The organism is Vannielia litorea, assembly GCF_018424695.1.
Lineage (GTDB): Bacteria > Pseudomonadota > Alphaproteobacteria > Rhodobacterales > Rhodobacteraceae > Vannielia > Vannielia litorea_A.
Map to the genome: position 1 here is coordinate 1 of NZ_QTNQ01000103.1, position 11,901 is coordinate 11,901.

11 protein-coding genes are annotated in these 11,901 nt (G+C 65.2%); 9 read left to right on the plus strand and 2 right to left on the minus strand.

All coding sequences use genetic code 11. The features are described from left to right. Window positions 1–269 (plus strand): lipoyl protein ligase domain-containing protein (locus DYI42_RS21165; protein WP_440870660.1); only part of this gene is annotated, 269 nt, incomplete at its 5' end. Here DYI42_RS21165 and DYI42_RS21170 read toward each other — a convergent pair. Continuing rightward, the gene (locus tag DYI42_RS21170) at window positions 266–1,060 is read right to left on the minus strand and encodes a hypothetical protein (protein WP_213548743.1); all 795 of its coding nucleotides are present in this window, start codon (window positions 1,058–1,060) and stop codon (window positions 266–268) included. The genes DYI42_RS21165 and DYI42_RS21170 overlap by 4 nt on opposite strands. Before the next feature lie 95 nt (window positions 1,061–1,155). Here DYI42_RS21170 and DYI42_RS21175 point away from each other — a divergent pair, with 95 nt between their 5' ends. Continuing rightward, the gene (locus DYI42_RS21175) at window positions 1,156–1,950 is read left to right on the plus strand and encodes a class I SAM-dependent methyltransferase (protein ID WP_213548744.1); all 795 of its coding nucleotides are present in this window, start codon (window positions 1,156–1,158) and stop codon (window positions 1,948–1,950) included. A 185-nt stretch (window positions 1,951–2,135) separates the two neighbouring features. Beyond that, window positions 2,136–4,034, plus strand: coding sequence for a PhoX family protein (locus tag DYI42_RS21180; RefSeq protein WP_213548745.1), 1,899 nt, complete (start codon window positions 2,136–2,138; stop codon window positions 4,032–4,034). Window positions 4,035–4,107: 73 nt separating this feature from the next. Here DYI42_RS21180 and DYI42_RS21185 read toward each other — a convergent pair whose 3' ends face one another. Further along, the gene (locus DYI42_RS21185; RefSeq protein ID WP_213548746.1) at window positions 4,108–5,457 is read right to left on the minus strand and encodes a helix-turn-helix domain-containing protein; all 1,350 of its coding nucleotides are present in this window, start codon (window positions 5,455–5,457) and stop codon (window positions 4,108–4,110) included. A gap of 225 nt (window positions 5,458–5,682) precedes the next feature. Here DYI42_RS21185 and DYI42_RS21190 point away from each other — a divergent pair, with 225 nt between their 5' ends. From DYI42_RS21190 to DYI42_RS21215, 6 genes are all read left to right on the plus strand, one after another. Beyond that, entirely contained in the window at window positions 5,683–7,071 is a 1,389-nt protein-coding gene (locus DYI42_RS21190; protein WP_213548747.1) for a substrate-binding protein, read from the plus strand. A gap of 206 nt (window positions 7,072–7,277) precedes the next feature. Beyond that, window positions 7,278–8,288 carry a branched-chain amino acid ABC transporter permease gene (locus DYI42_RS21195; protein WP_213548749.1) on the plus strand — a complete coding sequence of 337 codons (1,011 nt, stop codon included), beginning with the start codon at window positions 7,278–7,280 and terminating at the stop codon, window positions 8,286–8,288. Between the two features lie 4 nt (window positions 8,289–8,292). Further along, window positions 8,293–9,504, plus strand: a complete 1,212-nt coding sequence (locus DYI42_RS21200) for a branched-chain amino acid ABC transporter permease (RefSeq protein ID WP_213548751.1) — start codon at window positions 8,293–8,295, stop codon at window positions 9,502–9,504. 12 nt (window positions 9,505–9,516) lie between these two features. Beyond that, window positions 9,517–10,272, plus strand: coding sequence for an ABC transporter ATP-binding protein (locus tag DYI42_RS21205; RefSeq protein ID WP_213548753.1), 756 nt, complete (start codon window positions 9,517–9,519; stop codon window positions 10,270–10,272). Between the two features lie 17 nt (window positions 10,273–10,289). Next, complete coding sequence (locus DYI42_RS21210) at window positions 10,290–11,045, plus strand: ABC transporter ATP-binding protein (protein WP_213548754.1); 756 nt, start codon at window positions 10,290–10,292, stop codon at window positions 11,043–11,045. A 110-nt stretch (window positions 11,046–11,155) separates the two neighbouring features. Then, on the plus strand, window positions 11,156–11,901 hold a 746-nt coding region (locus tag DYI42_RS21215), incomplete at its 3' end, for an AMP-binding protein (RefSeq protein WP_213548756.1).

Genomic DNA, 11,901 nt, shown 5'->3' on the forward strand with positions numbered 1-11,901 from the left:
AGCCCCCCCTGCCCGACGGCACGCCCCGCGAAGACAAGATCGCCGCCATCGGCATCCGGCTGCGCCGTTGGGTCAGCTTCCACGGGATCTCGATCAACCTCGAGCCGGATCTGGAGCATTTCTCCGGCATCACGCCCTGCGGCATCTCCGGCCACGGCGTCACCTCCCTGGTGGACCTCGGCCTGCCGGTCACAATGGACGATCTTGACCTCGCGCTGAAACGCGCCTTCGCGGCCACCTTCCCGCCGCCCTCCGAGACCGCCGCCTAAATCCGCTCCCCCGCGAGCATCCGCTCCACCCCATCGGCGAAGAGCGCGTTGCCTGCTTCGATCCGCGCGCGCAGCTCCGGATTCCGGTTGGGCATCGCCGGTGTCTTGTTGGCATCGATCAACACCGGTGCGCCATCGTCCATGAAGAAGTCGAACTTGCCGTAGTCAAAGCCCATCTTCTGTCGCAGCGCGCGCAGCGGCTCCGGCACCTCGGTGGGCATGCTCTTGTAGATATCGGTCGCCTTCACGGTCGATTTGGCAGAAAGATGCACCGTGCAGCGCTCCACCGGGCCGCAGAACACGTAATTCCGGCTGGCCCAGCCACCGTCATGCGCCTCGGCCATGTAGCGCTCCACAACCAGCGTCGGATCGTCCCACACTCCCGGCGGCACATCGGCAAGGGTCTCGTAGCGCTGATAGGGCCGCAACTCCCCCACAACAGGGTGCGGCGGCTGCATCAACCTCTTACGCGCCGAGCGGTTGTGCCGCCGCTCAGGCCGCCCCTGGCTGTTCAGATCCGATTTCACGAACACCGGCCCGGCGTGGTCGGAGCCACGGTCCAGCAAAGCACCGCTGACCACGCGTTTGCGAATGTCGGCCACCTCGCCGTTGATGGAGAGATCGAACCGCGCCGCGGCTTCGAGGTAGGGTTCGGCCACCTGCGAACAGTCCGCGTGCAGGATGCAAATGTCACCCTCGGGCACCTCCGCCGGATTGCGACTGATGCGCACCTCATGCCCACGGTGCTCCAGAACACGGAGCAGATGCCCAAGAATGTAGCGCTCCTCCATCAATCGGCCCCAGCGGGTGATGCGCAATCGATCAAACCTGTGTATAAGAACGGAAATTTTCGCCATGTTGCGCCAAATTTTTTTCAGGATATCGCATGAACAAAGACTGCACGCCGCATTTCCGCAAGCTGATTTCGCACTGGAGCCGTATGGGCCTGCCGCTCCGCCCCCTCTCTCCCCTGCCCGAGCACCTCGGCACCCTCCTGCCCCGCCCCGAGGCGAAGGTGCTCAACCTGGGCGTCACGCCCGACCACTACAGCGTAGGCGGCGATCTGACGGCGCTGGACTGGTCCGCCGAGATGATCGAACACGTCTGGCCGGGCGATACCGACACGCGCCGCGCCGTGCAGGGGGACTGGCGGCACATGCCGTTCGACGACGCCAGCTTCGATGCCGTCACCGGCGACAACTGCCTCGCCATGCTCGCCTTCCCGGACGCCGTGGATCAGGTGCTGGCCGAGGCGCGCCGGGTTCTGCGCCCGGGCGGTGCGGCGATCTTCCGGGTGTTTCTGGCCGCCGAGCCCGCCGATGATGATGCCACCTTGCGCGCCTTCGGCCTCGAAGGCTGCCAGGGCTCGATGGACGCTCTGCGCTGGCGCATGGTCATGGCCCAGTCAGACCCCGAGGGTGACGCGAACGTGCGCGTGGGCGACGGGTTTGCTCAGATTGAGCGGCTCTTCACTCGCGATGAACTCGCTGCGGCCCATGGCTTCACCGGGGAGGATTTCGCCCGCCTCGAAGTTTATCGCGACAGCGAAACGCACTTCTCCTTTCCAACGCGCACCCGGCTGGAGGCGCTGGCAAGCACGCATTTCTCAGGCGTGAAATTTCTGCCAAGCGGCACCTATCCCCTCGCCAAATCCGCCCCGTACATGCGCCTGACGCCCTGAAACTTCCGGACGAACGCTCGGCGCAATTTCGCCCATCGCGTGCATCAATCTATCCCCGCGTCAGACCGTCTGTCATCTGACCGTAACATGGCTGTCACAAAACCGAGTCCCGCAGCGCATAGCCACGGGGCCGACATCGCGGACAACCGCGATTCCAAGCGATGACAAGCCAGGGAGCCCCCATCATGACCGACCAGAAACACAACCTCTCCTTCGACGACTGGGACGAGGTCAATTTCCCCCGCCCCGAAGAGAACGACTTTGACCGCGTGGTCGAGCGCGCCGTCTCCCGCCGCGGCTTCCTCGGCTCCGTGCTGGCCTTCGGCTCCGGCGCCGCCGTCATGGGCACCGGACTGCTGAAAGGCACCACCGCGCTGGCCGAAACCCACGCGATGAAAAACCGCTTCCCCTTCACCCCCATCGACATTGCCACCGACCACGAGGTGCATGTGCCCGAGGGCTACACCTCCAAGGTGCTGGTGAGCTGGGGCGATCCGCTGTTCTCCGATGCCGAGGGCTATGACGTGAACGCCGGTGGCGGCGCCGTCGCCGGCTCCGACCGGGTGTTTGGCGAAAACACAGACGGCATGGAGCTGTTCTCCTTCGAGGGCCACGAGATCATCGCGGTGAACTCCGAGTACACCAACAACGATGAAAACCTGCCCGCCGATCAGGAAGGCGTCCCGGCCAATGCCGATGACGTGCTGAAGCTGCAGAACCTGCAAGGCGTGACGGTGATGGAAGTGGCCCCCGGCGACGATGGCTATTCGGTCGTGGTCGACAGCCCCTTCAACCGCCGCATCACCCACAACACCCCGATGACCATCGCCGGCCCCGCCGCGGGCCATGATCTGATGAAAACCGAAGCGGACCCGACCGGCACCACCTCGCTCGGCACCATGAACAACTGCGGTTCGGGCCGCACGCCGTGGGGCACCTACCTGACCTGCGAAGAAAACTTCAACGGCTACTTCGGCTCCACCGATGCCGATGCGGCGCGTCCCGATGGCTACGACCGTTACGGCATCGGCGCCGACGGCTGGGGTTACGACTACCACAAGTACGATGCGCGCTTCGACTATTCGAAAAACCCCAACGAGCCGCACCGCGTCGGCTGGATCGTCGAGATCGACCCGACCGATCCCGAGAGCACGCCGATCAAGCACACCGGCCTTGGCCGCATCAAGCACGAGAACGCCGCCTGTGCCGTGGCCCCCGATGGCCGCATCGTGGTGTACATGGGCGACGACGAGCGTGGCGAGTACATGTACAAGTTCGTCTCCAACGGCACCTGGGCACCCGGTGCCTCCACTGAGGGCCTGCTGGATGACGGCACGCTCTACGCCGCCAAGTTCAACGACGATGGCACCGGCGAATGGCTGGCGCTGACGCCCGAAAGCACCGGCATGGCCTCGCTGGCTGAAGTGCTGATCTTCGCCCGCATGGGCGCCTCCGCCGTGGGCGCGACCACGATGGACCGCCCCGAGTGGATCGCCGTGAACCCCCACGCGGTCGAGGCCTACTGCTGCCTGACCAACAACAAGAACCGCGGCGTGAAGGCCAATGCCGGAGGCGACGAAACCCCGGTCAACGGCCCCAACCCACGCGAAACCAACAACTTTGGTCAGATCGTCCGCTGGCGTCCCTCCGAGGATGACCACGCCGCCGGTACCTTCGAGTGGGATCTCTACGTCATGGCGGGCAACCCCGAGGTCTACCCGAACAACGAGTATGGCGGGTCCGACAACGTGACGCCGGGCAACATGTTCAACTCGCCCGACGGCATGGCCTTTGACAGCAACGGCCTGCTCTGGATCCAGACCGATGGGGACTACAGCAACGAAGGTGAGTTCGAGGGCCACGGCAACAACCAGATGCTGGTGGGCGACCCGGTGACCGGCGAGATCGCCCGTTTCCTGACCGGCCCGAACGGCTCCGAGGTGACCGGCGTCTGCTGGTCGGCGGATCGCCGCACAATGTTCGTCGGCATCCAGCACCCGGGCGGCAGCTGGCCCACTGGCGAGGGCCTGCCCCGCTCCTCGGTGATCCAGGTCACCCGCGACGATGGCGCTCTGATCGGCTAATCCGGTCTGTCTGAAAGTTCTCGGGCCGCCCCTCACCGGGCGGCCCGTTTGGTTTCCAATGCGCCGCGCAAGCCTACCGCTGTCGCCCGATGATCGAAGGCTCCCGCCTTGCCGGGCAGGCTTCGCGCGGGCAGATCCGGCACGACGTGCCCAGCTCCAGCACCTCCCGCGCCTCCCGTGCCCCGCCATAGCCCTCGTCGAGCAACAGCATGTTCGCCGCCAGAACCTGCGGGCGTCCAAAGGCCGTGTCCCCCACCGGGCGACAGATCGCGAAGGCGGTAAAGCGGCGCGGGCTGCGCCCCGCCATCTCCACCACAGCGCGCACCGGCAGCGTGGGCCGGGTCAGCGCGGCATACAGCGGCCAGAGAGCGCAGGCGGCCCCGAAGCGCGGCATAGGAAAACCCGAAACCGGCTTGCGAAACGTCAGCGTGCCCGAGCCGTCGCAGGTCACCAGCCCAATCTCCCCCGGAAGGCCCTCGCGCGGCAAGCTGGCCAACCGCCGCAAAACCGCCTCCACGGGCAGTCCGGCATCCGCGGCAAGGCGCCCCGGGTCGTACCCCGCCGCCTCGGCTGCTTCGGCGAAGGCCTCCAGCGGCATCACCTCGGCATCCGCACGGTAGCGCTCCATCTGCGCACGCGCCATGGATTGCGCCGCATCACTGCGCAGATGCCCCCGCCCCCGCGCCGTCTCAAGCATCGGTGCGGCCTCCTCCGCCTGCTCGCCTTCCAGCCCCGCGAGGTGAAAGCCCTGCGCCGCCAGCCAGGCCTCCACCTCTTCCTGCGGCGTGCCCGCGCCCTTGTCCGCGCCGCCGCCGTCGTCGAGATAGCGCACCAGGCCCTCGGCACTCTCGGCCAGCCTTGCGCTGTCGTCGTTGATATTGCGGTGAAACCGGTTCAGCCAGTCACGGTCGAGGTCCGGCGTGTCGGCGAGGATCGCGGCGGTGGAGCGGATCGCGGTGACCGACGAAAGCATCTCGTGTAGGCTGGCGCTGAGATGCGGGTCATGGCTCAGCCGGTCCGAGAGTGCTTCCACGCTGCGCTCGGCATCGCGCACCCGGGCGTGCAATTCGGCCAGCAGCGCGGCCCAACCGGGGAAGCGCCCGGCAAATTCCTCCACACGTTCCATTTCGTCGGCCGTCATCGCAGGCTGCGCGACCGCGCTGGCGCGCGGGCCCTCAACCGCCGCCTCGCGGAGCGCGTCCACCAGCGCGGTTTCGGCCCCCTCGGAAAGCGTGACAGGCTCGGTGTCGAGCGCGCGGGCCAGATTTACAAGCAGTTTGCCGCCGATTCTGCGCCGGTTGTGCTCGATCAGGTTGAGGTAGGACGGCGAGATCCCCACTCTTTCGGCCAGCTCGCTCTGCTTAAGGCCAAGGTCGGCCCGCCTCGCCCGGATGCGGCTGCCGGTCAGCACGTTCTTGGCCAAGGCTTTTCTCCCGTGATTTCAACGCCATTCTGCGCCTGCGTGACAATATTTTTACATCTTGGCTACAACGCCTGACAAAATATTTACAGAAAAATCGTTTATGACAAAGCGCTTGTTGCCAGATTTGCCATGTGCCCCTGATAATGTGGCAGCCCTGAAATGGGCCGTGGCGCAAGACGGGGGAGGAGCCCCGAAGCGTCGCCGAAACTCAACGGGAGGACATCCATGTCGACATCAAGATTCACACGCCGTGGCGTGCTGAAAACCGGCGCCGTTGCCGGTGCGGGCCTCGCCCTACCCACCATGTTTACCAGCCGGGCCAACGCCTACGTCAACGAGCCCACCGGCGACACCGTGACGCTGGGCTTCAACGTGCCCCAGTCCGGCCCCTATGCCGATGAGGGCGCCGACGAGCTGCGCGCGTTCGAACTGGCCGTCGAGCACCTGAACGGTGAAGGCGACGGCGGCATGCTCAACACCTTCTCGTCCAAGGCGCTGAAGGGCAACGGCATCCTCGGCAAGAAGGTGGCCTACGTCACCGGCGACACCCAGACCAAGTCCGACGCTGCCCGCGCCTCCGCCAAGTCGATGATCGAGAAGGACGGCGCAGTGATGATCTCGGGCGGTTCGTCCTCGGGCGTGGCCGTGGCCGTGCAGGGCCTCTGCCAGGAAGCCGGTGTCATCTTCATGGCCGGCCTGACCCACTCCAACGACACCACCGGCAAGGACAAGAAGGCCAACGGCTTCCGCCACTTCTTCGATGCCTACATGTCCGGCGCCGCGCTGGCTCCGGTGCTGAAAAACGAGTATGGCTCCGACCGCCGCGCCTATCACCTGACCGCCGACTACACCTGGGGCTGGACCCAGCAGGAGTCGATTCAGGCCTCCACCGAGGCGCTGGGCTGGGAAACCGTCGAGAACGTGCTGACGCCGCTGGCGGCAACCGACTTCTCGTCCTACATCGCCCCGGTGCTGAACTCCGGCGCCGATGTGCTGGTGCTCAACCACTACGGCGGCAACATGGTCAACTCGCTGACCAACGCCGTCCAGTTCGGCCTGCGCGACAAGCAGGTGAACGGCAAGAACTTCGAGATCGTCGTGCCGCTCTACTCCGAGCTGATGGCCAAGGGCGCCGGTGAAAACATCAAGGGCATCCTCGGCTCGTGCAACTGGCAGTGGTCGCTCCAGGACGAGGGCACCAAGGCCTTCGTTAAGTCCTTCGGCACCAAGTATGGCTTCCCGCCGAGCCAGGCCGCGCACACCTGCTACGTGCAAACGATCCTCTATGCCGACGCCGTCGAGCGTGCCGGCACCTTCGAGCCCTGCGCCGTCGTGGCCGCGCTCGAGGGCGATGGCTCCTCGCTTGAGGGTGTCGACAGCGCCTCCAACGCGGGGCTCGTCTTCGACGGGCTGGGCAACGGCCCCACGCTCTACCGCTCGGCCGATCACCAGTGCTTCAAGGACGTGCTGGTCACCAAGGGCAAGGAGAACCCGACCTCCGAGTTCGACCTTCTCGAAGTGGTCGAAGTCACGCCCGTCGATCAGGTCTGGTACGAGCCCGATCACCCGATGTTCGCCGGCGGCGACCTCGGCCAGTGCAACAACGGCGCCTGATCGCGCCACGCACATCGGGGGGGGGCGGGCGCGCTCCGCCCCCCAGCTTCCCCGCCCTTGCGGCGGGTCCGGGGCACAGCCCGGCAAGATCTAGAAACTGGTGAGAGACTCCCGGACAGGGACCTGTCGAGGCCGAACGCGCGGGGCATGCCAGCCACCGCGTGAATGGCCACACTAAAACTGAAGCCGCTCTCAAGGTGGGGACGATGGACGCAATCCTACTTCAAATCCTGAACGGGCTCGACAAGGGCAGCGCATATGCGCTGATCGCCCTCGGTCTGACGCTCATCTTCGGCACGCTCGGCGTGGTCAACTTCGCGCATGGCGCGCTGTTCATGATCGGCGCCTTCTGCGCCGTCACCCTGCAACGCCTGCTCTCGCTCAGCCACCAGGTGGAGGTGCCCGGGCAGGTCGACTTCCTCGGCAATCCGCTGATGGCCGATGTGCCCTATGTCACCGACTGGTTCGGCGAGGCAACGGGCAACGCCATCATCGACTGGTCGGTGCCACTGGCGATCCTGCTGACCATCCCGGTCATGCTGCTCGTCGGCTACGTGATGGAACGCGGCCTCATCAAGCACTTCTACAAGCGCCCCCACGCCGACCAGATCCTCGTCACCTTCGGCCTCGCCATCGTGCTGCAGGAAATCGTCAAGTATTACTACGGGGCCAACCCGATCCAGACGCCCGCGCCCGAGGCACTCTCCGGCGTGGCGCAGGTGCTGCCCGGCGTCGTCTACCCGATCTGGCGGATCGTCTACTTCTGCTTCGCCGCGCTGATCATCTCCGGCGTCTTCGCCTTCCTCCAGTTCACCACCTTCGGCATGGTGGTGCGCGCCGGCATGGCCGACCGCGAAACCGTGGGCCTGCTGGGCATCGACATCGACAAGCGCTTCACCTTCATGTTCGGCCTCGCGGCCGCCGTGGCCGGTCTCGCGGGGGTGATGTACGGGCCGATCAACGCGCCCAACTACCACATGGGCATGGATTTCCTCGTGCTCTCGTTCGTGGTTGTGGTCGTCGGCGGCATGGGCTCCCTGCCGGGCGCCGTTCTCGCGGGCTTCCTCCTAGGCATCCTCGAAAGTTTCGCCTCCACCACCTGGGCCACCACCACCCTGCCCGGGATCAACCAGATCATCATCTACCTCGTCGCCATCATCATCCTACTGACCCGTCCGCGCGGTCTGATGGGGCGCAAAGGCGTGATGGAGGACTAAGACCATGCTCGGACTGAACAAGAAAGATACCAACCTCCTCCTGGTGGTGCTCGCGCTCACAATGCTGGCCCCCTTCATCCTCAACCCCTTTCCCACCGATAGCGGGCTGGCCCAGTTCAACGCGGGTTATCCTGACCTGATGCAGCGCTTCGCGATCTTCGGGATCTTCGCCATCGGCTTCAACATCCTCTTCGGCCTCACCGGCTACCTCTCCTTCGGCCACGCGGCCTTTCTGGGGGTGGGGAGCTACTCGGCGGTCTGGATGTTCAAGCTGCTGTCGATGAACATCCTCCCGGCGATCATCCTCAGCGTCATCATCGCGGGCCTCTTCGCGCTGGTCATCGGCTACGTCTCGCTGCGCCGCTCCGGGATCTACTTCTCGATCCTCACACTGGCTTTCGCACAGATGTCCTTCGCGCTGGCCTACTCGGTGCTTACACCCGTCACCAACGGTGAAACCGGCCTCCAGCTCACCCTGAGTGACCCGCGCATCCTCGGCTCCTCGGCCGCGGCTGACGGGTCAATCCCGGTGACAAACCTCTTCGGGCTCGAAATGCGCTCGGCCTGGGATATGGCAGTGGGTCCGTGGACCTTCACCTTCTCGGCCGGATACTACTTCTGCGCCATTGTGCTCCTGGTGGCATTCTACCTCTCCATCCGCATCTTCCGCTCACCCTTCGGGATGATGCTGCGGGCGATCAAATCCAACCAGACCCGGCTCAACTACACCGGCCTCAACCCCAAGCCCTACACGCTGGCGGCCTTCGTGATCTCCGGCATGTATGCCGGCCTTGCCGGTGGCCTGATGGCGGCGATGGACCCTCTGGCCGGTGCGGAGCGGATGCAGTGGACCGCCTCGGGCGAGGTCGTGCTGATGACCATCCTCGGCGGCGCGGGCACGCTGATCGGGCCGGTGCTGGGCGCCGGCATGATCAAGTATTTCGAGAACATCCTCTCGAAGATCAACGAAAGCGTCCTGCACGGCTGGTTCGCCTTCATGCCCGACGGGCTCGAAGATTTCTTCGTCGCCATTGTCTACCCCTTCGTCGGCAAGGGCTGGCACCTCACACTGGGCATCCTCTTCATGCTCGTCGTGATCTTCCTGCCCGGCGGCCTCGTCGAAGGCGGCCAGCGGATCGGGGCGGCCTTCCGCCGCAAAGGCAAGAAAGCGGGCGGCGCCGAGGCAGAAGCCGCCAAACAGCAACCCGGCGAATAAGGAGACGGACAGATGGGAATTCTCGAAGTCAAAGGCGTCAACAAGCGCTTCGGCGGGTTGCAGGCGCTGGGGGACGTGAACCTCTCCGTGGAGGAAAACACCGTCCACGCCATCATCGGCCCCAACGGCGCGGGCAAGAGCACCCTGCTCAACTGCCTCGTGGGAAAGCTCATTCCCGATAGCGGCTCGGTCAGCTTCGCTGGCCAGTCGGTGCTTGGCCGCACGCCGCATGAAATCAACCAGATGGGCATATCCCGGGTGTTCCAGACGCCCGAGATCTTCGGCGATCTCACGGTGTACGAAAACACCATGATCCCCTGCTTCGCCCGGCGTGACGGCACCTTCAAGCTCAACGCTATCGGCTCGGTGGGCTCGCAAACCGACATCCGCGACCAGGCCATGGCCATGCTCGAAGACGTCAACATGGCCGACAAGGCCGATGTGCACGCCGCCTCGCTCTCGCGGGGCGACAAGCGGCGGCTCGAGATGGCGATGTGCCTCGCGCAGGAGCCCAAGATGCTGCTGCTCGACGAACCTACGGCGGGTATGGCGCGGGCCGACACCAACAACACCATCGACCTGCTGCGCGAGATCAAGGAAAAGCGCGACATCACCATCGCCATCATCGAGCACGACATGCACGTCGTGTTCTCGCTCGCCGAGCGGATCACCGTGCTGGCACAGGGCACGCCCCTCGTCGAGGACACGCCCGAAAACATCAAGGGCCACCCCAAGGTGCAGGAAGCCTATCTCGGAGGCCACGGCTGAGGCCGTAGGAGACAGACATGAACGTCAAACCCGACTTTTCCAAGAACGCCAACCAGGCGGCCACGGCTCCAGCCTTCTTCTCGGTCTGGGATCTGGAGGCCTATTACGGCGAGAGCTACATCGTCCAGGGCATCTCCTTCAACGTCCACGAGGGCGAGATCCTCGCGCTGCTGGGCCGCAACGGCGCGGGCAAGACCTCCACCCTGCGCGCCATCGCCCGGCTGGATGACCCGCAGGTGACACACGGTGAAATCTGGCTGGACCACGAGCCGCTTCACCTCAAGAAGGCCCATGAGGCCAGCCAGCTCGGCATGGGCCTCGTGCCCGAAGATCGCCGCATCATTCCCGGCCTGACGGTGGAGGAAAACATCAAGCTGGCCCAGATCGCCCCGCCCATCGGCTGGTCGCTCGACCGCCTCTACGAGCTCTTCCCCCGCCTCGGCGAGCGCAAGAACCAGGAGGGCGTCACCCTCTCGGGCGGCGAGCAGCAGATGCTCGCCATCGCCCGCGCCCTCTCGCGCGACATCAAGGTGCTGCTGCTGGATGAGCCCTACGAGGGCCTCGCCCCGGTGATCGTGGACGAAATCGAAAAGACCCTCCGCGTCATCAAGGAGCAGGGCATCACCACCATCATCGTCGAGCAGAACGCCGTGCGCGCCCTTGAACTCTCCGACAGAGCCGTCATCCTCGACACCGGCAAGATCGTCTTCGACGGCACCGCAAGCGAAGTGCTTGAGAACGAGAGCCTGCGCGCCGAATATCTCGCGATCTAATGCGACCTTTCGGGGGCTGGCCCTTGTCCTGGGCCGCCCCTACGACTTGCCACAGAGGAAGACCGGCCCGCCGCGCGCGCAGATGCGCCGGGGCCGAGAGGAGGACGACAATGACCGACACCCGCACTTACCCGCCGAGCGAAGAATTCGCCGCCAACGCCAATGTCGACGCCGCCAAGTACGAAGAGATGTATGCGGCCTCCGTCAACGACCCCGAGGGGTTCTGGCGCGAGCAGGCCAAGCGCCTCGACTGGATGACCTTCCCCGAGACGATCAAGAACACCTCGTTCAAGTCCGATGATGTGTCGATCAAGTGGTTCGAGGACGGCGTGCTGAACGTCGCCGCCAACTGCGTCGATCGCCACCTCGAAAAGCGCGCCGACCAGACGGCCATCATCTTCGAGCCCGACGATCCCGAAACGCCGGCCCAGCACATCACCTACCGCGAGCTGCACGAAAAAGTCTGCCGCATGGCCAACGTGCTGCTCTCACAAGGGGTGATGCGGGGCGACCGCGTGGTGATCTACCTGCCGATGATCCCCGAGGCGGCCTATGCCATGCTGGCCTGCGCGCGCATCGGCGCGATCCACTCCATCGTCTTTGCAGGGTTTTCTCCCGACGCTCTGGCCAACCGCATCAACGACAGCGGCGCCAAATGCGTGATCACCGCCGATACTGCCCCCCGCGGTGGCCGTGTCACCAAGCTAAAGTCCAACACCGATGCGGCGCTCCTGCACTGCTCCGACAAGGTCCGCTGCCTCGTCGTCAAGCACACCGGCGACCAGACCACCTGGATCGACGGCCGCGACGTGGACGTGAAGGCGTTGATGGAAACCGCCGCCCCCGAGTGCCCGCC